Origin of the sequence: Lacrimispora sanguinis, from assembly GCF_044987295.1 — a bacterium.
Classification (GTDB): Bacteria; Bacillota; Clostridia; order Lachnospirales; family Lachnospiraceae; genus Lacrimispora; species Lacrimispora celerecrescens_B.
The window spans coordinates 816,753-837,465 of the sequence record NZ_CP173277.1; the positions used below are offsets into that span (position 1 = coordinate 816,753).

Annotated in this window: 16 protein-coding genes; 4 read left to right on the forward strand and 12 right to left on the reverse strand. The window is 44.8% G+C overall.

The annotated features are described in order from the left end of the window. Positions 1-167 precede the first annotated feature (167 nt). Positions 168-2,405, reverse strand: a complete 2,238-nt coding sequence (locus ACHZES_RS03915) for a hypothetical protein (protein ID WP_395547837.1) — start codon at positions 2,403-2,405, stop codon at positions 168-170. Then, complete coding sequence (locus ACHZES_RS03920; protein ID WP_395547836.1) at positions 2,392-4,575, reverse strand: RND family transporter; 2,184 nt, start codon at positions 4,573-4,575, stop codon at positions 2,392-2,394. The genes ACHZES_RS03915 and ACHZES_RS03920 overlap by 14 nt, the downstream gene beginning before the upstream one ends. 236 nt (positions 4,576-4,811) lie before the next feature. On the opposite strand from ACHZES_RS03920, the gene ACHZES_RS03925 reads away from it, so the two are divergent. From ACHZES_RS03925 to ACHZES_RS03940, 4 genes are all read left to right on the forward strand, one after another. After that, a complete protein-coding gene (locus ACHZES_RS03925) occupies positions 4,812-5,393 on the forward strand; it encodes a TetR/AcrR family transcriptional regulator (protein ID WP_038281672.1) in 582 nt (193 codons plus the stop codon). Positions 5,394-5,512: 119 nt separating this feature from the next. Then, complete coding sequence (locus tag ACHZES_RS03930) at positions 5,513-6,583, forward strand: hypothetical protein (RefSeq protein ID WP_395547835.1); 1,071 nt, start codon at positions 5,513-5,515, stop codon at positions 6,581-6,583. Positions 6,584-6,687: 104 nt separating this feature from the next. Next, the gene (locus ACHZES_RS03935; protein ID WP_154524181.1) at positions 6,688-7,233 is read left to right on the forward strand and encodes a nitroreductase family protein; all 546 of its coding nucleotides are present in this window, start codon (positions 6,688-6,690) and stop codon (positions 7,231-7,233) included. 75 nt (positions 7,234-7,308) lie between these two features. Then, complete coding sequence (locus tag ACHZES_RS03940; RefSeq protein ID WP_395547834.1) at positions 7,309-8,982, forward strand: S8 family peptidase; 1,674 nt, start codon at positions 7,309-7,311, stop codon at positions 8,980-8,982. A gap of 33 nt (positions 8,983-9,015) precedes the next feature. Here ACHZES_RS03940 and ACHZES_RS03945 read toward each other — a convergent pair whose 3' ends face one another. The 10 genes from ACHZES_RS03945 to ACHZES_RS03990 all read right to left on the reverse strand — a co-directional run bounded on the left by ACHZES_RS03945 (position 9,016) and on the right by ACHZES_RS03990 (position 20,698). Next, positions 9,016-10,212 (reverse strand): MFS transporter, encoded by a 1,197-nt coding sequence (locus tag ACHZES_RS03945; RefSeq protein ID WP_395547833.1) that lies wholly within the window; start codon positions 10,210-10,212, stop codon positions 9,016-9,018. Next, the gene (locus ACHZES_RS03950) at positions 10,209-11,066 is read right to left on the reverse strand and encodes a PRD domain-containing protein (protein ID WP_395547832.1); all 858 of its coding nucleotides are present in this window, start codon (positions 11,064-11,066) and stop codon (positions 10,209-10,211) included. Before ACHZES_RS03950 ends, ACHZES_RS03945 begins: the two co-directional genes overlap by 4 nt. 38 nt (positions 11,067-11,104) lie before the next feature. Continuing rightward, complete coding sequence (locus ACHZES_RS03955; protein WP_395547831.1) at positions 11,105-12,529, reverse strand: glycoside hydrolase family 1 protein; 1,425 nt, start codon at positions 12,527-12,529, stop codon at positions 11,105-11,107. A 13-nt stretch (positions 12,530-12,542) separates the two neighbouring features. Then, positions 12,543-14,438, reverse strand: coding sequence for a beta-glucoside-specific PTS transporter subunit IIABC (locus tag ACHZES_RS03960; RefSeq protein WP_395547830.1), 1,896 nt, complete (start codon positions 14,436-14,438; stop codon positions 12,543-12,545). A gap of 408 nt (positions 14,439-14,846) precedes the next feature. Next, on the reverse strand, positions 14,847-15,464 hold the full coding sequence (locus tag ACHZES_RS03965) for a dihydroxyacetone kinase family protein (RefSeq protein WP_395547829.1): 618 nt from the start codon (positions 15,462-15,464) through the stop codon (positions 14,847-14,849). Between the two features lie 87 nt (positions 15,465-15,551). Continuing rightward, the gene (locus ACHZES_RS03970; protein WP_395547828.1) at positions 15,552-16,565 is read right to left on the reverse strand and encodes a dihydroxyacetone kinase subunit DhaK; all 1,014 of its coding nucleotides are present in this window, start codon (positions 16,563-16,565) and stop codon (positions 15,552-15,554) included. 33 nt (positions 16,566-16,598) lie between these two features. Then, on the reverse strand, positions 16,599-17,771 hold the full coding sequence (locus tag ACHZES_RS03975; protein ID WP_395547827.1) for an iron-containing alcohol dehydrogenase: 1,173 nt from the start codon (positions 17,769-17,771) through the stop codon (positions 16,599-16,601). Positions 17,772-17,782: 11 nt separating this feature from the next. Then, on the reverse strand, positions 17,783-18,508 hold the full coding sequence (locus tag ACHZES_RS03980) for a CoA-transferase subunit beta (protein WP_395547826.1): 726 nt from the start codon (positions 18,506-18,508) through the stop codon (positions 17,783-17,785). A gap of 11 nt (positions 18,509-18,519) precedes the next feature. Beyond that, entirely contained in the window at positions 18,520-19,332 is an 813-nt protein-coding gene (locus tag ACHZES_RS03985; protein ID WP_038281649.1) for a CoA transferase subunit A, read from the reverse strand. 31 nt (positions 19,333-19,363) lie between these two features. Next, complete coding sequence (locus ACHZES_RS03990; protein WP_395547824.1) at positions 19,364-20,698, reverse strand: CoA-disulfide reductase; 1,335 nt, start codon at positions 20,696-20,698, stop codon at positions 19,364-19,366. Positions 20,699-20,713: the final 15 nt, after the last annotated feature.

Genomic DNA, 20,713 nt, shown 5'->3' on the forward strand with positions numbered 1-20,713 from the left:
TTCGAATGTATGTTCTTAAGTATTGAATTTTAATGCAATCCAAGCTTATGATATTTTTAACCATGACATAGGAATGTGGAAATACTTATAAAAAAGCAACAGAAAAAGAGAAAGAACACATGATCCTTCTCTTTTTCTGCTGCTATTTTATTATCTCAAATCTCACGTTATTTAAAAACTGAAGTAATGGACCTCCAGATATATTTGAAAATATTTCCGATCCGGTGGAAAATATTTCCGTCAGCATGAAAGTCTTCATCAATATTTACGTCTTCACTCTCCTGCTTATCTTTTATTTCCTCCGTACGCAGGATCATCTGGATGCTCCTGGGAGACGGATTCTTTGCCGATGTCATGGACACCGGAGAGGCCTCCAAATCAATGTTTAAAATGGTTGTATCTTCTATCGTATATTCATCCCATTTGTCATCAATCATCCCTTTGATTGTATCTTTTGCGTTTCTCAACACCTCAGTCTGATTCAGCCCAGTCCCTGCCTCATCTAACGTACCGGCAAGGCCGTTTAAGGTTTTTTCCGTACTGGTGTTTAAAGAATCGCCTACCACCTTCATCTGATTTTCAAGAGACCGGAAGAATACATTCATGGAATCAATGCCTCTGGAAGCGCTGTCCGTCATTTTTCCAACATCATTTAAGGTCGCAATCATATCATCATGGTGACGGTTTAAAATGCCATTTAATTCATCTGTGGAGTTGATCAGATCATCTGCCGTATCACAGATACGCCCTGTGGCAGTGGCTATGTCAATCACTCCGTCAATCGCTCCATTGATAGGGCCTCTTAAGGAATGTAAGTCTGACATCAGCATCTCGGTCATTCCAAGCATTTTTCCTAAATCTCCGGTCAGTCCTGCACCGCTGTTAACAATCTGCGGAAGAAGCGCGGCTATAGGTGCGGCTGCTTCCAGCATTTCCTTAGATCCATTGCTAGGCGTGGCCGTACGACCGGTAGCAAAAGCGGAAGACATATAGCCGGTAAGAGCATTGATTTCCGGAATCGAATAGTCCTTTTCATTAAACAAATAGGAAGATATCTCGTCTTCGTCCATCAGCCCTTCATCCTGGATCTCCTGGATTAACTCCTGCAAGTCAATGCCTTTCATTCCTGCCGCCGATTTACTGAGGGAATTGCTAAGGCCCACCAGCATTGGAAGCACCTGCCCAAGGGAAGCAAGTTCCTTTGCCAGCTGCTGTTGTTCCGTTGTCAGGGTATTTAAGTGACCTTCTATTTTTTTAACCTGCCCCATAAAAGCCTGGGACTTCATATCCGTCTGGGAATTCTTCGCCATTTTCCGCAGTTCTTCCACTTCATCTCTTAAGTACCGGACACCATCCTGCAGATCACCTAGATCTGGTGACAGGTCATCAAGAATTCCCACCATATGATTGGTCTGGGTCCTGATCTCATTTAAAGCATTTCCAGCATTCTGCGTATGGTTATAAAAGGGCCGCAGAGTCTGGGACAGATTGTCAAGAGCTGCCAGAGCCTCGTCTGCATCCTCATACACCTTACCCTTGGAAGCGGCAAATATCTGTCTGGTCTTATCAAGTCCCCTGAGACCATCTGCCGTATCTGCAATGCCTTTTTGCATGTTTCCCATGGTGTCTAACACCACATCCAGACTGTCGCTGATCGCATCTGCCGAATCCTCCATGGTTTCCTTAGCATCTCTTAAATCTGCAACCTTATCAAGCTGGCTTACCGTCAAAGGTACCATGGCAAAGACAATGCCAGGAAATTTAAAATCATCGGAGCCGATGCGAATGGAATAATGTCCTTCCTCTCCAGGCAGTTCAAAGAAAACAACCATATTTAAATTACCAATGGACTGTACCTGGGCGCCTTCCGCTTCCAGGCTTAAGTTTTTATCCATATCTACAACTGTACTGGCCATTAACGCCATATTATTCCGGTAGTAATCGGAAACACCTTTATTGGGAACCAGATCTACATTGATTTCGATCAGGCCCTTTTCACCGGCCAGTTCTTCTGCCTTTTTCTCTACACCATTTAAACGGTAACTTACTTTAATATCCCAGGGAAGCTGAGATTTCTCTGTTTGGGTCCGGCCTTCAAAATAAAACCGGCTTCCAGTCTCTTCCGGAGAGAAAGTGATAGAGCCATCCTCCCCTACCACGGGCTCCGAATGATCCGTTAAGTTCATTACTTTATCGTAAATCCCGTAATCCACTACCTTACTGTTTCCATTCATCTGGTAATTCTTTACAATGCTGCTTTCCTTGATCCCCCCATAAGGATCCATGGTCACATAAAGAGTTTCATCATACTGGGGCACATCAGGCGAGGCCAGGGCCGGCAGTACGGACTCAAGGGAGACTATGACAGCCAGACCCATACTTAGGATTCTATTATACTTCTTCATGATCGTTCACTCCTTTGATTTTCACTTTTCCATATCTTAAACGTCGTTTTTCTCTTCTCTTTGCCGCACGGAGCTGCTGATTCTGGATCTGCTTGTCAAAGGTGCTAAGCAAGGCAGGAAGAAGGGAAAGTACCAAAACCATGCTTAAAAGCGCTCCCCTTCCCACAAGGCGTCCCACCTGGGAAATCGCTTGTATGGACGACGTAAAAAACAAAAGATAACCTACTACCGTAAGAATACCGCCTGACGTCAGAATGGAAAGAGTACTTTTTGAAATAGCCGCCTTGGCGGAGTCCGTGTTGTTCATGGTTTTACGGAAGCCCAGATAATTATTGGTCATCAGGATGGAATAATCAATGGTAGCTCCCAGTTGCAGGCAGCTTACGATGATGTATCCGATGTATACCATGTAGTCTCCCATCACATAGGGTAACGTCATGTTTAAATAAATGGCCACTTCAATCGGTATAATTACAAGGATCGGTACCAGAACAGACCGGAAGGTTGCAAAAACAACCAAAGCCACTCCCGCCAAAGACAACAGGGAAACCTTATTGTAGTCATCAGTTAAAATGTCACGGATATCAATCGTCGTGGGGGTCATGCCTATCACATAGGCATCTTCCGGATAGTACTCCCTGATCAATTGTTCCAGCTTTTGACTGCAATCAAAGGCATACTGACTCTCCTGGACTGTATTTAGAGAAATCAAAAGCCTGGCGTACTTTTCACTGCGAAGCTGTTCGGTCACTTTATCCGGAAGAAAACTTTCCGGTATTCCCTTCGGAACGGTCCCTGCCATGGACATGGCATAATTTACAAAGTCTAAGTCCTCCAAAGCATCGGTCAGCTGCCGTTCCGTCACAACAGATCCATTTGGAACAATCCCGATGATCATATTTGATTTTCCAAATTCCTCATTAATGGCCCTGGTATCCTCATAAACCCTGGTACCCGGTCCGGCTCCAATGGCATCATCCCCGTAGTAAAAAACGTTCATACTCTGACCAAAGTAACAGGGAACAGCCAGAAAAATTGCAACAATAAATACTGGCTTCCGGATCTGGTTCATCAATTTAGCGAACCGGTCAAAAGAAGGAATGAACGGTTTATGGGCTGTTTTTTCAATCTTATCATTAAAGTGCAGGATCAGAGTCGGCATAAGGAATAATACAGTAGCCAAACTGCAAAGGATCCCCTTGGTCAGAACAAATCCCACATCCTTACCAATGGTAAAGCGCATGAACGCAATTACAAGAAACCCTACAATTGTGGTAGCCCCACTTGCCAGAATGGAACTGCAGGATTCTTTTACTGCCAATTCCATGGCTTCGTGTATCTCAACGCCGGTATTCTTGATTGCCGTAAAAGTATGTAATAGGAAAATGGAATAATCCATGGATACTGCCAATTGTAAAATGGCTGCCGTGGAAAACGTAAAGAATGATATGGATCCGAACATCAGGTTGGATCCCATATTCAGGACAATGGCTATGACCATAACAAAAATAAACAAAAACGGTTCCATCCACGATGTCGTGGTAAGGGCTAATATCACCCAGATGATTATCAGCGCCATTCCAATGGCCATGGTAATCTCTTTTGTTATGGACTCTTCCCGCTCCTTACTTGACACGGCGCTTCCTGCAAAATAGCCCCTGTCTTTTCCCACAATTTCATAAATCCCGTCTACCGCTTTCCGGGTCACCTGACTGTCATCGCCGTTTTCAAATATTACATCCATCAGAGCATACCCGTCACGATAATAATCTTCCATGGCAAATGCATCCACAGACATCATATCGGTAATCCCCTGGTTTACAAAGGAGGTTCCCATATAAACATCCGTAGTCAAATCCGGACCTATGACCAGATCTACCCCTTCCAGATCAGATATCTGCTGTCTTATTTTTTTTGCTTCCTGAAGGCTTACATCCTCAACCATAATCCGGGCCATTCCAGGATATCCAAACTCATCCTCCATCACATCAAGAGCCTGTTTCGTTTGGGCAAACTGCGGCAGGTATTTGCTCAGGTCATAATTGACCTTTACAAAAGGAAAACAGATGGCACAAATAATGGCTGCAAGAAAGAAAAAAGTCTCTATTTCCTTCCCGCGGAACACAATAATATGTACCATTCTATCAAATAAGCTTCTGTCTCTCTTCATAGTTTCCTCCACTACACTATTCTGTTAATAGATATATTATTGACTTTTGAACACCTGTACATTATAATACTCTTGTAGATAAGTTTCAATAATCAATGAATCAAGAAAAATCTATTAACGATCACGAAGTGATTATCAGTGCAATACTCAACACTTATTTATGTAATGTTCATGATTTTCGGAGATTCAAGCTCTGGAATAAGAAGCAAGCCAAGAAACACAATTGGAGGAATCGTATGGAAACTCAAAAACAGGATCGCCGCATCCGAAAAACACAGAAGGTATTGAAGGAAAGCCTTCTTGAACTTATGGAAAAAAAGGAATTTAAGAATATTTCCGTAAAAGACATCACGGAACTGGCAGACTTAAACCGGGGTACTTTTTATCTTCACTATGCCGATACCTACAATCTGTTGCAGGAGATGGAATCCGAAGTCTTAGATGATTTTCAGGATATGGTCAGTAACTGCCGCTATGCCTTTAAAAAGGGGTCACTTCTGCCCGTTGTCATACCAATCATTCATTATATAGAGGAGAACAAAAAGATATGTAAAATCCTTTTTGAGAACAGCTCCTCTAATGATTTCGTAAACCGCTTCCATACCCTTGTCTTAAATAACGGCACAGCAATCATCAGGGAACAGTATCCAACTGCCAGAGAAGTAATCCTAAACTATTACCTTGAATTTATCACCTATGGACTGACCGGTGTCCTAAAACAATGGCTTGATACGGACATGCAGCAGCCAAAGGAAGAGGTAGCAGAATTTGTGGATAAGATGATCATGGGAACTGCGCAAAAGCTCCTCGCCGTATAAAAATTCATTTTTTATCCGGAATCCTTATTTTTCATCTGGAATCAACCGATATATGGATAGCGATGTCATACAGCCATTTAGCTGTATTTTGCATCAATAATTACACAAGGATGAACTTTATGCAAAAACTTATAAAATCCAAAAACGAGAAGATTCCCAAGACACAACCGCAAAAAGGGAAGGCAGTAAAAAACAAACAAAATAAAGCGAAACCGGCCAAAGCTCCAAAAGAAAAAGGAAAAAAAGAAAAAGGAAAAAGTCTATTACCTAAAAATAAAAGAGTTCTTGTCTTAATGGCAGCTGCCCTGTTGATCGTTATTATGGGATCTGTTCAGGCCATTATTCTGCTCACATCCCAAAAGAAGGTACTGAAAGAAAAGGCGGAAGTAGCACCAACTTACTACTTTTCTAAAGATGAAGATATTTCTTCGGTGACTGAAATTGTAGGGGAACGTGATTTTGTAAAGCAGGAAGCTTCTGAAGCCAGCCTTGAAACAGAAACAAAAGAGACCGGTAATCAGACAGAAAAACCTATAGAATCTTCTGCCGACGCCGCCTCACAAACCTCTAGCCCGGGAGAGAGTTACAAATATCTCCATGTGGAAGATACTTCTGCTGATATAAAAAGCTACATGGATTATCTGGAAGGAAAAAAGAATTTCATTAACGTTACGGATAAATCCCAGCAAGCAGAGTCCGGACAAGCTTCCGCCGACGAAACTACTAAGGCCAGCTCAGAGATCTATCAGCTTGCCGGGCCGTCTAAAGATTCCGCTTCTTACCTTTCCATTACTCTGGAATCCGAAGCGGACAGCTATACCGTGACCACCAGTAAGGAAAGCCAGCCCTGGGGCACCTATTTTAAGGACCAGTGGAACCAGCAGAAAAAAATTATCGAAGATTTTGAAAAGCAGCCAAAAGCCGCTAATACCATAGAACAGGCAGAGGATGCTGTCCGCTCTCAGAGCCGGGAAAAACTAGGCCTGCCGGAAGCTTCTGATTCTTATGAATATATCGCATCACCTGGAATATCTAAAATAGATGGAAATAATTATTATACGGTCAGGACATATAAACGGCAGCCAGACGATACTTTGATTTATATTGCCACCTATTTGTTTGATTATAATACCAGCAGTGTAGCCTTTCAGTACAATGAAGTAACAGGAAAGGCATCTCCGCTGAACTGATTTCACGCAAAAAAGACGGACAGTCCTTACGGACTGCTTCCGTCTTTTCCTATTCTCCTTTTTATGTTATAGTAATCATATAAAAAATTGAAGGAGATGTTGTTATGGAATTTTTACAATTGGCAAAAGAACGTTACTCAATGAGAAAATTCAGCGACCGAAAAATAGAAAAAGAAAAACTGGATTTGATCCTGGAAGCCGGAAGAATTTCTCCTACTGCAGTGAATTTTCAGCCTCAACGGATTCTTGTCATTGACACGAAAGAAAATCTCGCCAAATTAAAATCCTGCACCCCTTATCATTTTCATGCTCCTCTGACTCTGCTGGTATGTTATGATTCCACTGTCAGCTGGAAAAGATCTTACGACAATAAGGATATGGGTGAAGTTGACTCAAGCATTGTTGCCACGCAGATGATGCTTGAAGCGGTAGAATTAGGATTAGGCAGTACCTGGGTAGGTCATTTTGATCCGGTATGCATCCGGACATCATTTGATATCCCGGAACATTTCATTCCAGTTGCTCTGCTTCCTATGGGCTATCCCGGGGAAAATTGTGCTCCCCACCCCCTTCATGAGAAACGGTTCGAGATAGACCATACCGTTTTCTTCAACTCCTTTGATGGCATTGACTCTCCCAAAGATCGGTAACCTTTCATGAACCCCCATATGTATGCATAAGATAACTATATACTGCGTTTTAAATTGCAGGATGGGGGCTTTATCATGAATAAAATATTGGATAACGAATATTATGACCTGATCATCAGTAATTCTTTAGTTCCCGGTTTTGATACCGAAAATAATATCACGGCCTTAAATGACAAATACTCTTTACTGCATATACGAAGAAACAATATGGATGCCTGTGATCTGGGACGATATCCTTATGATAATTTCCCTTCTCTTTTTACACTTACTTCTAAAGTGAGCATGGAAAAATCAGGCATCACCAGTGTCAGGAGGCATCCTGATTTAAACCTGATGGGGTTGGGAGTGGTGATCGGAATCATAGATACCGGCATCGACTACCAGCATCCCGCATTCAAAAACCATGACGGTACCACCCGTATTCATTCCATCTGGGACCAGACTGACCAGACCGGCATGCCTCCCAAGGACTTTAGTTTCGGTTCAGAATACACAAAAAAACACATCAATGCCGCACTGAAATCCAACGCCCCCTTATCCATAGTACCTACTTTTGATAACTATGGACATGGCACGGCAATAGCCAGTATCATCTCCGGTACTCCCGATGAAAAAAATTCCTTTACCGGCGTTGTTCCCCAATCCGAGCTTATCGTAGTAAAATTAAAAGAAGCAAAGCAAAATTTAAAAAGTCTGTTCTTTGCCCCGGAAAACGTCCTCTGCTATCAGGAATCCGACATTATGCTGGGAATCCGTTATCTTCTCTCCGTTTCAGAAAAAGCAGATCTTCCTCTTGTCATATGCATCGCATTGGGAAGCAATCAGGGAGGCCATGATGGGCTGGGAGTTATCAGCTCTTACTTAGAACACATCGTAGAATTGCCCAGAACGAACGTATTGGTAGCTGCAGGAAATGAAGGGAACAGCCGCAGGCATTATTACCATCATTCTACGGCAGCACCTTTATGCAATGGATTTAACTTAAAAATAGGAAGAAACGATAAAAAGTTTACAATGGAAATCTGGCCCTTCCCACCCGGAAAAGTATCCATTGAAATCTTCTCTCCTAACCGGGAAATCATTCGGAGCATATCCCCTTCTGCCGGAGTCTGCCAAAAATTCAGCCTTTCCATGGGCCAAACTACCATTTGGATCAACAATATCCTTTTGGAAGGCTCTACCGGTGATCAAGTTATTTTAGTGCGGTTTGACAATCCAATTCCGGGAATCTGGTATTTCCAGGTCTCAAGCATAGAAAATGAACCGTTTTCCTTCCATTCCTGGCTGCCGTCAGGAAATTTGATTTCAAACGAGACTTATTTCTATCAAGCAAACCAAAGCACCACCATTACTGCCCCGGGGAATGCCAGAAATCCCCTGACAGTTGCCGCCTATAACCAGTTTGATGGCAGTATTCTGGGAGAATCCGGAAGAGGCTATTCCAGATTCGGCCAGATCAATCCTGATATCGCCGCTCCCGGTTACCAGATCCCCTGTGCACTCCCAGGAAATCAATATGGAAGCCTTACAGGTACCGGAGCCGCCGCAGCCCACGCTGCGGGAGCCTCTGCCATGGTCATGGAATGGGGGTATTGCAAAGGCAACCATACTACCGTCACCGGCATCCAGATCAACCATATGATTATACGAGGGGCGCAGAGGGACAGCACCTATACATATCCCAATGATAATTGGGGATATGGGCAGGTCGACGTATATAAGCTGTTTCAGAGGATATCCATTATCTGATGATTCGCGGAATTAAGAATGGAAAAAGTTGTTTTAGCTGCCTAACCTATGGTTGGCAGCTTCTTTTTTATAATGCATCACTGCCCCAATGCCACCCAGTAAGGCAATCCCGGCCAGCAGCAGATACCCGGTCAATATTCCTTTCCTGGTGGCCAGGGCCCCGGTAAAGATCGGAAAGGTTGTCATGCCCACCGCATATACGGCCTGATACATTCCCATTGCCGTAGATTTTCTGTCTGCCGGAATGTCCCGCATTGCTTCCGAGGTTGCAAAAGAGAATAAGATACCAGTGGACATTCCCGGTAAAATTTGCAGCAGCAAAAGCACAGGGATGCTCCCTGCGGCCGGAACCAGAATACAATACGAAGCCACAACAACAAATACCAGCGGGATCCAGAACCTTGGACCTTTGCGGCTGCATGTCCCGGAAGCTGCGAAAGCTGCAAATCCGACTGATGATATCATGTAAATAACAGAGGATATCCCCACAATCCCGTCCGATGTGCCCAATTCTTTTAATATCTGGTTCGTAAATGACATGGCAGTTGTCAGCTGGATCCCCTGCTGGATCAGGGCCATGAAAGAGAACAGCCACAAGCGCCTGATATTACAGACTAAAAGCAGTTCTCCGGTCTTATGTATGCTGGGATGAACATCTGTTTCTTTAATCCCAATTGAAAGAAGAAAAGCCATCAGGCCCGCACATATACTTAACATGCAGATTCCTGCCATGCCGATGCGATGATAGCTGATTGTACTGCACAGAAAACCAAGAAGCATTCCAAAATTATTAAACAGTACGATCCGGCTGGTAGCGGCCTGCTGATCTCCGGCAGAAAAATGATTGGTGTAGAACACCATATAAGAAATCCACATGGCAGAAGCCAGTCCGGAGAAGAAATTGGCAACCAGAAACCCTGTGCCATTACACCAGAATACCCGGAAAACTGATGCAGTTCCGGAGGCAATCGCTCCTGCCATTATAAAATATTTATGCCTGCCAACAGAATCCGCACAAATGCCTATGGGAAACCTTAGCACCAATTGGGAAATTCCATAAGCCCCCACAACCATTCCGGTAAATGTGCTGCTGGCTCCGCTGGCAGTCAAAAAAGTTGTCTGGTATGGAATGTATACATATTGTGCAAACCAGAACAGAGATACCATAGCAAGGTAGTTGATTTCCTGTTTGCGCGTAAATGGAAGTTGTTTTAAAGTCTGTTCTTTCATGTTTTCTTCCTTTGAGCATATTCCTCTAAAATCCGGTGAATGTGGACAGCCAGGTACATCTCTTCCTGTTTGGACAGCTTTGATTCAAACTTTTCTCTGATAAAAACGCCAATTTTCTTCACGCATTCATACTCCCTTGGACAGCTTTCAAGCACATGAGTATAAAAGGAATCCTCATAATCATATAAATCCTGACCGCCGTTTACAAGCCTTTGCGCAAAGAGGCGTAAATGTGTCACAAAGCGGGTGTAACCGATTCCGTCCTCATCGTAAAGAATGGAGAAGTTGTATTTTACAATATCCAAAATGCCCTTGACTGTCTCAAATATCTTCTGGTTATCCGTACTGTTTAAATTATTTGTCTGTGCATTGATAAAATGAAAAGCAATATTCCCAGCCTCATCTTCAGGCAGTTCCACTGACAGCCGCTCCCTCACAAGTTGCAGGGCATATAAGCCAACTTGGAATTCCTTTGGATTGAAACGTTTTAAGGTCTGTGTATAAAAATTTTGTATTAGAATCCCCTCATTATTCCTTTTTACAGCAAAAGACAAATGGTCTGTCAGTCCCAGATAAATGTGCTCCATCAGTACCATTCCATAGGTATCAATGGCATAATCAATGACCTGTTTGGCCAGTTCAAAATAGGTACTGTCTATTTCCGAGGCAAGCCGGATGATATTCTTTGATATCGACCGGTCCTTTAAGACAAATACCTTTTCTATGTCTTCACTTTTTAAATGATGCCCAATAGACTTATTAAATCCAATTCCCTTACCCATCAGGATCACTTCCCTGCCGCTGTCATCAAGTGCCAGCAGCAGGGAATTATTCATTACTTTTACAACCCTCATAACCCAACCCCATTTCTGTTATTTTCACGAAAGCAAACTCAGAGTTCATCTCCATTGGTTTCAATCACTCGCTTATACCAGAAATAACTGTCCTTTTTTATGCGGCTCATATCTTTTAAATCATGGTCATCCCGATTGACGTAGACAAAACCATACCGCTTGCGGAAGCCCTCATGGGAACTGAGAAGATCCATAAACGACCAGGGAGAATATCCCATGACCGAAACCCCATCTTCAATTGCCTGGCTTATCGCCTTTATGTGTTCTCTTAAATAGCTGATCCGGTACTCATCATGGACTTTGCCGTCTTCTGTCAGGGTGTCGGCGGCTCCCAGGCCATTTTCCGTGACAATGAGAGGAAGGTGGTATTTCTGATAATAACTGTTTAATACGGTCCGAAGACCCAGCGGATCGATCTGGGCTCCATATTCGCTGGAAGCCAGATGCTCATTTTTAATATGATGGAAATAACCATATTGATCAAAATCCACTTCATTGATGGGGAATGCCCTCTCCCCTGCCGGATGTCCCTCATCAGTCGGCAGGTACCGGACACACAGGGTTCGGTAATAATTCAGGGCAATAAAATCCATCTTTGCGTCTTTTAATATTTCCTCGTCTTCCGGCTCCATAACCGGTACGATCTGTCTTTCTTCCAGATAACGCATGTAATATCCTGGATAACGGCCGTAGTAATGCATATCCAGGCAGTAGTCCGTCTTAAACCAGTCATTCATCCGGGCTGCCCAGACATCTTCCGGTTTGTTGCTTTCCGGATAGGTGCAGGTGGAGGATACCGCAGGACCGATCTTTCCGTCTGGTATGATGGAATGGCAGGCTTTCACCGCCAGGGCATGAGCCAGGAACATGTGGTAATCCATCTGGGCTCTCTGGCGGTCGGCTTCCCATGCATCGTCCGCAGTGATGTTCACCCGTTCGTTTACTCTCACCATAAGATTCTGCTCGTTGTGGACCTGCCAGTAAGTGACTTTGTCTCCAAAGGCTTTAAAACATACACTTGCGTAACGCTCAAAAGCCATTACACATTCTCTGGATTCCCAGCCATTGTATTTCTTAACAAGGGCATAAGGAAGGTCAAAATGATATAAGGTGATAAAAGGTTGGATGCCCTGTTCTAACAGACAGTCAATGATCTTATGATAGAAATCAATCCCTGCCTGATTTACCTCTCCATCCCCATCGGGTATGATTCTGGCCCAGGAAATAGAGAACCGGTAAATCTGCATTCCCATTTCCTTCATCAACCGGATATCTTCCTCCCAATGGTGGTAGAAGTCACTGGCCACCTTGCTGTCAGCCTGGATTTCCGAGCGTTTAAAGGAATTTACATCAGCAACTGTGATGCCTTTTCCCCCTTCAGCCCATCCGCCTTCTATCTGAAATGCCGAAGAGGAAGCTCCCCATAAAAAGTTTTTTGGAAAATTTGTTTTTGTTCCTTCCATATCTATATTTCCTTTACTGATTATTTTTAATTGCGATCACCGGTTTTTCAAGGGAAGCCCCTGATCCGGCAATTCCCGTTACCTCATGAAAAGCTGCGGTATTACTGATGATGATCGGAACAACCGTATCATATCCTTCCTTCTCTAAGGCTTCTATATCAAAGGATAAAAGTCTGGTTCCCTTACTGACATGGGCACCCTCTTCCACATGTTTTTCAAAATGCTTTCCTTCCAATTGGACCGTATTGATTCCAACGTGAATAATCATTTCAGCTCCGCTGTCCAGCATAAGCCCCAGTGCATGAAGTGTGGGGTAAACCAAGGTCACAGTACAGTCTTCCGGAGCGACAACCTCACCCTTTTCCGGGACAATCGCAATACCATTTCCAAGCGCCATAGAGGAAAAAACCTCATCGTTAACCGATGTCATGGGCACTGCCGTACCTTCTACCGGTGAGCCGATTAGTATGTCTGCCCCAGAAGTAATATCCAAAACATCCTGGGTTTCGGCGGCTTCTTCGTTTGAACCGGAAACTCGTCCGGTTTTTCCATTGATATCATCAAAGCCAAACAGGTAAGTTAGCCCCATTGCTCCAAAGAAAGATACTGCCACACCGACCAGATAATAAATAAAGGTCTTCATACCGAATGCTGCATAGGTTGCAAAGGTAAGCACCCCGTTATTGGCAAAGGAATCGCCGTACACGCCTCCCACACCCATAATAGCACCACCAATGGCACCGCAGATAATGGCATAGATCATGGGCTTTTTTAACCTCAGGTTACAACCGTAAATGGCAGGCTCCGTAATACCGCAAACAGAGGCGGATATGGCCGCAGAAGCTGCAACCGTTTTTAAATCCTTGCTCTTCGTTTTTAACATAACTCCAAGGGCCGCACCGCCCTGTGAGAAATTTGCAGCACCGGCAAAAGCCAGCAGGTTTTGGTGCCCAAACTGGGCCACATCATTGATACCAATGGGAAGCAGGGCTCTGTGTGCTCCGAATATAACAAATACACACCACATGCCGCCTACAAAAGCTCCGCACAGAGCAGGACTTAAATTCATCATCCCGGTGTAGATAAAATTAATTCCGTTACCGATGTAAATGCCGATAGGGCCAAATATCATAAAGGTTGCAGGAATCATAACCAGGAGAGATATGCCTGGAACCAGAATGATCTTTAATACTTCAGGAATTATCTTTTCTAAAAACTTCTGTACATATGCAAGTATAAAAACTCCGATAATAATAGGAATCACGGATGACGCATAACTCGCCTTGGTAATGGCAATACCGAACATGCTTACCGCATCTTGCCCGGTCATCAGGGAAACAACTGCCGGGTAGCACATGGTTCCGCCAAGAGCCATGGCAATAAATTCATTTGCCTTAAACACCTTTGCACTGGTGTAAGCAAGAATAATCGGCATGAAATAAAACAATGCGTCTGTGGCAGCCATAATGAGAATATACGTCTGGTTAACCGTAATATCCATTCCATGATTGGAAGCCGTAATTCTTGCAATGGTCAATAAACCCTTTAAAAGGCCGGAGGCCGCAATGGCTGGAACCATGGGAGTAAACATGGAAGAAATGGCAATTAAAATCCGGTTCCAGACAGACCCCTTTTCTTCACTGCCGTCTGCTGTATTTTCCTCTAATGATACCATGGGAAGGATTGCTTCGTAAACCTTTGTGACTTTTGTTCCCAGGACAACCTGGAACTGCCCGCCGCTTTCCACGACGGAAATAACACCTTCCAGATGTTCAATTACCTCCCTTTTTGCCTTCTTTGAATCTCTTAACTCAAACCTTAATCTGGTAAAACAATGGGTAAGACCCTTTATGTTTTCGGAACCGCCGACATTTGTTATGATGTCTTTGGCTATTTGATTATAATTCATTTTCCAAACCCCTTTCAAGTGATATCATATCTTATCATCCGGCCGGAATGACAAAATAAAAAAGACCCGATCAAGCGATATCAATCATAAGACTAAAAATAATAAGCCTTATCATTCTTTGCTCAATCCGATCTTGCCTGCATTACCAGTAACACGTCTTCCTGTTTTGCTATTTAGTTGTACTCAACTAGATACAATATAACACCATTTGTAAATTGATGCAACTATTTTAAATTTTTTCTGCATTTTCTCCAATTTTTTAACATGATAATCGTCTATTTCTTACAAAAAACTTGTTGTTTTTATTATCTGCTCCCTTTATTTTTAAAACTTTTGTTTTTCCGTCCTGATCGCAAATATTCTGAGAAACCGGAGCAAAACATCTCTGTCTGCTCCGGTCATTTATTTTTATTTATCTGCAACCGCCTTCATGATAAGTGCCGCTACAGCAGCCCCGGGATCTTTTAAGGAGCGGGACGCTTCTCCTCTTGTTGCCGCTCTTCCATGAACGGCTATCATGGTCGTGGTATGTTCAAAGCCTTCCCATGCAGCCGATGCTGCTTTCTCAAAGACTTCCTCAAGGGACTCTCCGGCTTCCACTCCAGCTTTTAGTACCTGCACTCCGGGATGAAATCCATCCAGAAAGGTTTTATCCCCTAAATTCGCTTTACCAAGATCTGCAACACCTGCTTCATAAGCTTCAAACAAGGCAGTAACATCTGTGCCGGACAATTCTGTCTTTCCTTTCAGCGTCTTTCCGGCGCGCATCAGTCCTGCTGCCATCAATGTCCCCATGGTAGAAGGAACTTTATTTCCCATGGTCTTTCCTGCTTTGTACAATAGCTTGCCCAGGTCCGGCTCCGATCCATCTGTAACCGCGTCGTAAGCCGCCTGGAATCCATCCGTCATCGTAAGTCCCAGATCACTGTCTCCCACAACACTGTCCAGTTCAATTAAGTAGTTTCGGTTTTCCACCATGATCTTACTTATTCTGCCAAGCATGGCTATCAGTTCCTGCTGGTTCATATCAGCCTCCATTCTGCCGCTGATACCGGCGGCATAATTAATCGTGACAAACGGTATGCGCTTATGTCATCTGCTCCAATCGGATCTTTAGACAATTCCCTGCTTAAAGAATGGTGTATCAGCCGGAGCATCCAGATAGCCCTTCAGTTCCTCATCCATTTTTAAAAGGGAAATGGATAAGCCTGCCATCTCAATGGAGGTTACATATTCACCTACATAATAACGATGTACCTTAATTCCCTTCTCTTCCAGAATCAGATTGACCTTTCTTGCAACAATATACTGCTCGTCAAGAGGAGTAGCGCCCAGTCCGTTTACCAGAACCGCAACCTCATCTCCGGCGCAGTATGGAATATCTTCAAGGATTTTCTCCATCATTTCCGCTGTGATCTCATCTGCCGTTTCTAGTTTTCCCCGGCGGATTCCAGACTCACCATGGATTCCCATGCCGATTTCCATCTCATCCTCTCCGATCTCAAATCCCGGATGACCGACTCTCGGAACGGTACAAGGGGTAAGTGCCACTCCCATGGTCCTTACATTAGCAGCCGCTTTCTCTGCGATCCGTTTTACTTCCTGTAAATCCTTCCCGGCTGCAGCAGCTGCTCCGGCGCACTTATATACAAAAAAGATACCGGCTACGCCTCTTCTGGTGTTCTTCTCTCCGGGAGCTGCCTTGGGAGATGCCACATCTTCCCCTGCAACAACGCTTTCAACATGAATATCCTCTTCCATATCCGCCATCTCTGCGGCCATATCAAAATTAAAGATATCCCCGTTATAGTTGCCGTATATATAAAGAACACCTGCTCCGGAATCAATGCTTTTCGTCACATGAAGCATCTGCTCTGCGCTGGGAGACTGGAAAACATCCCCGACCGAGCAGCCATCTAACATTCCTTTTCCTACATAACCCAAGAACAGAGGAAGGTGCCCCGAACCCCCTCCGGTTGCAATCCCCACTTTTCCCTCTACCTTATTGGAAGTGACCAGGCAGCGTAAGTCGCCTTCCGTGTATGTAACATAGTCCGGATGAGCAAGATAAATTCCCTCCAGCATTTCATTTACATAATTTTCCGGTACATTAATCAGTTTTTTCATTTATTCCTTCTCCTTCCCACAATTTATTGCAGTTCAGTCATGCCATTCATATGCGTTCCGATATACTTCTATGACCTGTTGGACAGTCGGTTTAAAAGGATTGTCCTCCATACAGGAATCCTTAAGCGCAACTTCCGCCAAAGCTCTAAAATCCTCAGGATTTACTTTAAGCTCTTTGAGACTCTGTGTAATCCCAACCTCTTTTGACAGCCGCCTGATACAGGCCACCGTTTCTTTCACGGCCTGTTCCCCTGTCATTGCAGCTGCCCCGGGAAGCTTAAGTCCCTCAGCCACCTTTTTATATCGTTCTGCAGCTACCGGCTTACTCCCGTTAAATTCCATAACAAAAGGCAGCAAAACCGCATTGCAGATGCCGTGAGGCAGATTCATAAGTCCTCCAAGGGAATGAGCCATGGCATGCACCATGCCAAGTCCTGCATTGGAAAATGCCATGCCCGCACTGTATTCCGCATAAGCCATCATCTCTCTGGCTTTTTCATTGTTTCCGTCAGCCACCGCTTCCGGAAGATATGTACCTATCACACCCATTGCCCAAAGGGCATCCTTATCCGTATATGGGGTTGCCCGCTTTGCCACAGCCGCTTCAATGGCATGGGTCATGGCATCCATTCCCGTGGAAGCGGTGAGGGCTTTTGGCATACTCATCATGAAATCCACGTCATTGACGGCAATGGTGACCAAGCAGTTTGGGTCCACCATACACATTTTGGAATGTCTCACCGGGTCAGTCACGATATAAAACGAGGTGACCTCAGAACCGGTCCCTGCTGTAGTATTCACCGCAACAATGGGAATTCCCGGATTTAAGGAACGGTCCACCCCCTCGTAATCCTCTACCCTACCACCGTTTGCCATCACTATGCTGACGGCCTTTGCAGTATCTATGGCAGAGCCACCGCCCACCGCCACCAAAAGATCCACTTCCAAAGTCCTTGCAGCCTCCAGGCAGTCACCCACAACCATGGTGGTGGGATTTGGTTCAACCAGATAATAAATGGCGTATTCCACCCCGGCTTTTAACAGACAGGCTCCTACTTTGTCTCCGGTGCCATTTTTATACAGGAAGGGGTCCGTAACGATAAGTCCCCGCTTGAATCCCCTTTTCTTAAGCTCATCCGGCAGCAGTCCGATGGAGCCGCGGCCAAAAAAGCTGGTTCCTACTGCATTGATTCTCTCAAGTGCCATGAGTGGCCTCCTTAGAATTCTATATTTCTGAAATCTCCCGGATCGATCCGTTTCAGCGCGCTTAACTCTTCCTTTGTTGGAAGGGGCGTATAGGCGATATTGGAGTATTTTATAGGAAATCCGGTCTTTTCTTCTACCTCTTCTAAGCTGGAAGTCGGGTGAATGGTTTCTAAAACCATTTCCCCATGTTCCATTTTAAAGATGCATAAAGGGGTGATGATCCGCTCTACATTTCCCCTGGTAGTTACAAAATCTACCTGGTTCACAAAGGTTCGCTTGTCATGCTTTGTTCTCCAAAGAATTGCTCTTTTCGCAGTTGGAATGAGAACGGCACTGCCTGCTCCTCCCGGCATCCTCACCTTTGGTTTTTTGTAATCTCCAATAACCGACGCATTGACATTGCCGCGGGAATCAAACTGGATTCCGCTTAAGAATGCCACATCCAGTTCTCCCCTCATAGCCAGGTCAAATACTTCCATTAAAGGAAAATAGGCTGTTGCTCGTTCCAAAAGCTCCGGACCTGCGCTGGTATACTTTTTAAGCCTCACCGGATCCGGATCTGTTCCGCCCGGAATATTCAAATGCACCGCCCCCGGCGCATGAAGGGCTTTTGCCAGAAGCAGCGCAATCATGGGCATATGGGAGGACACTCCGTGAAACACCTTGCTGCCGTCAGGTATGAGGCGGGCCATGGCGCAGACCATAATATCGCAGACTCTGTATTTTTCTTCCATCATGCCATGCCCCCTTATCCTTTGTAATCGGACTTTTCAAATGCCTTTAAATAGGCATTCAGGCCGCCCAAATCTTTCAGACCTTTAAATTCCTTTAAATTTTTTCCGTCAATATCATAAGAACCCGGACACGAACAGGGTGCAGCCCCTTTGGGAACCCTGACAACTGCTTCCACCAGAAAATGGGGAATATCAGCTTTTTTAGAACTGCCGGTAAACGCAGATCCATGGACAATATTCTCTGCCGTCAGGATGATTCTTTTCGCCGCCCTGGAGAATAAAACATCCTCAAATAATGGACCCGTGATCCTGGCGTTCCCTTCTTCATCCGCCTCTTGTACATGGATGACCGCAACATCCGGCCTTATGGCCTTTACCACTGTCACCGGTTCCTTTGTAAACGGATCCTCTACCCGCATAAAATAATCATTGGCGTCTATTAAGTCGCTGATCACAAGTCCCTTTACAGGCATAAAGCCTACTCCGTAACTGGCTGCCCGGAGCGCGGAGATCACGGTATAACAGGCATGTTCATTACCTTTTACAGTACCGCTTTCAACAGCCTTTCGGTAATGTCCGGCCAGGGAATATTCGCTTTCATAACTGATAAAGCCGGCATCTACGCTGGAAACGCAGCCTCCGAAGCAAAGCATGTCAACATCCATAGCCCCTGCAGTCTTTACAAGCTTTAAGTCCCTTTTATTCTGACGCACCAGTTCCCTGACCATTGCCATGGGCGCCCGATGGAGCACATTGCCGCCAAGACCCAGGATATCCCCGTCATGAATCCGGGCGGCCGCCTCCTGCAAAGTCATTATTTTGCTCATGGTCTGACCTCACTTTCTATCCTGCACTCCTTTATTTTGCTGCATTGCAGGCAATCTGGATGGCATCCCAAACACCGGAAAAGGGAGGTGCATATATGAGATCCGTCATTCCAAGCTCTGCCGTTGTCATCTTGCAATGAATTGCCACAGCAAATACATCTGCCCGTAAAACAGCCCCCTTTTGTCCGCAGGTCTGTGCGCCAAGCAGTCTTTTTGTTCCTTTTTCATAGATCAGCTTAATGGTGATGGGTGTTGGATCCGGATAGTACGCCGGATGGTCATTTGCCTGGATAATCAAAGTCTTATAATCTTTTCCCAGACGTATGGCATCTCCTTCTCCCATTCCCGTACGTCCAAGCTCCAGCCCGCAAACCTTGATTGCAGCAGACCCAAGGGCGCCTATAAATGATTCATGGCCCCCTGCCATATTGGTGCCTACGATCCTACCGCATTTGTTTGCTACGGTTCCGAGAGCCAAGAAGCTGTCTTCCTCTAAAACTTCATGATAGACAAGAATACAGTCTCCCGCCGCATACACATCCGGTATAGAGGTTCTCATTTCCCGGTCCACGATGAGACCGCCGTTTTTGCCCATGGAGATTCCTGTATTCTTTAAAAAATCGGTACAAGGACGGACCCCCACAGCAACGATCACCAAATCCGCCTCATAGGTTCCTTTATCTGTTTTTACACCCTTCACATAAAGACCGTCTCCATAAAACCCTTCCACCTTTTCTCCGGTGTTAAGAAGGATCCCTGACTTTACCAGTTCTTCATGGGCCAGGGAAGCGATTTCCTCATCAAAGGGCATAAGAATTCTGGGAGCTGCCTCAACCATGCGGACGTTCTTTCCAAGGTTTAAAAACGCTTCCGCACATTCTACCCCGATATATCCGCCTCCAACGATGACGATATTACGGATTTCCGGCATTTTTACATATTCCTTTAAAAAGATCCCGTCTTCCATGGATTTTAATACATGGACTCCCATAAGCTCCTTGCCCGGAAAGGGGGGAACCACAGCCGATGCTCCCACCGCTATCATCAATTTATCGTAGGAATCCGTAAATTCCTGACCGGTTTCCAGATTTTTTACAAGGACCTCTTTCTTTTCCACGTCAACGGATAGTACTTCGTGGCGGAGGAAGGTTTCTATGCCCATCTTGGTAAAGGTCTCTTGTGAACGGGCGATCATTTTGCGGTAATCATCGTTATAGTCTCCCACATAGTAGGGAAGTCCGCACGCTCCATAAGAGAGAAAACCTCCCTTTTCATAGACCGTTATTATCGCGTCCGGGTCGACCCTGCTGATCTTGGAGGCGGCACTCATTCCTGCCGCTACTCCTCCAATTATAATAATCTTCATGTTTTCTCCCTGATC

What these genes read in the sequence shown, in the direction of transcription:
- ACHZES_RS03955 (WP_395547831.1), bottom strand. Translation starts at nt 12,529, where the DNA reads ATGGAAGGAACAAAAACAAATTTTCCAAAAAACTTTTTATGGGGAGCT.
- ACHZES_RS03935 (WP_154524181.1), top strand. Translation starts at nt 6,688, where the DNA reads ATGGAATTTTTACAATTGGCAAAAGAACGTTACTCAATGAGAAAATTC.
- ACHZES_RS03950 (WP_395547832.1), bottom strand. Translation starts at nt 11,066, where the DNA reads ATGAGGGTTGTAAAAGTAATGAATAATTCCCTGCTGCTGGCACTTGAT.
- ACHZES_RS03985 (WP_038281649.1), bottom strand. Translation starts at nt 19,332, where the DNA reads ATGAGCAAAATAATGACTTTGCAGGAGGCGGCCGCCCGGATTCATGAC.
- ACHZES_RS03970 (WP_395547828.1), bottom strand. Translation starts at nt 16,565, where the DNA reads ATGAAAAAACTGATTAATGTACCGGAAAATTATGTAAATGAAATGCTG.
- ACHZES_RS03945 (WP_395547833.1), bottom strand. Translation starts at nt 10,212, where the DNA reads ATGAAAGAACAGACTTTAAAACAACTTCCATTTACGCGCAAACAGGAA.
- ACHZES_RS03980 (WP_395547826.1), bottom strand. Translation starts at nt 18,508, where the DNA reads ATGATGGAAGAAAAATACAGAGTCTGCGATATTATGGTCTGCGCCATG.
- ACHZES_RS03940 (WP_395547834.1), top strand. Translation starts at nt 7,309, where the DNA reads ATGAATAAAATATTGGATAACGAATATTATGACCTGATCATCAGTAAT.
- ACHZES_RS03960 (WP_395547830.1), bottom strand. Translation starts at nt 14,438, where the DNA reads ATGAATTATAATCAAATAGCCAAAGACATCATAACAAATGTCGGCGGT.
- ACHZES_RS03930 (WP_395547835.1), top strand. Translation starts at nt 5,513, where the DNA reads ATGCAAAAACTTATAAAATCCAAAAACGAGAAGATTCCCAAGACACAA.
- ACHZES_RS03975 (WP_395547827.1), bottom strand. Translation starts at nt 17,771, where the DNA reads ATGGCACTTGAGAGAATCAATGCAGTAGGAACCAGCTTTTTTGGCCGC.
- ACHZES_RS03920 (WP_395547836.1), bottom strand. Translation starts at nt 4,575, where the DNA reads ATGAAGAGAGACAGAAGCTTATTTGATAGAATGGTACATATTATTGTG.
- ACHZES_RS03925 (WP_038281672.1), top strand. Translation starts at nt 4,812, where the DNA reads ATGGAAACTCAAAAACAGGATCGCCGCATCCGAAAAACACAGAAGGTA.
- ACHZES_RS03915 (WP_395547837.1), bottom strand. Translation starts at nt 2,405, where the DNA reads ATGAAGAAGTATAATAGAATCCTAAGTATGGGTCTGGCTGTCATAGTC.
- ACHZES_RS03965 (WP_395547829.1), bottom strand. Translation starts at nt 15,464, where the DNA reads ATGAACCAGCAGGAACTGATAGCCATGCTTGGCAGAATAAGTAAGATC.
- ACHZES_RS03990 (WP_395547824.1), bottom strand. Translation starts at nt 20,698, where the DNA reads ATGAAGATTATTATAATTGGAGGAGTAGCGGCAGGAATGAGTGCCGCC.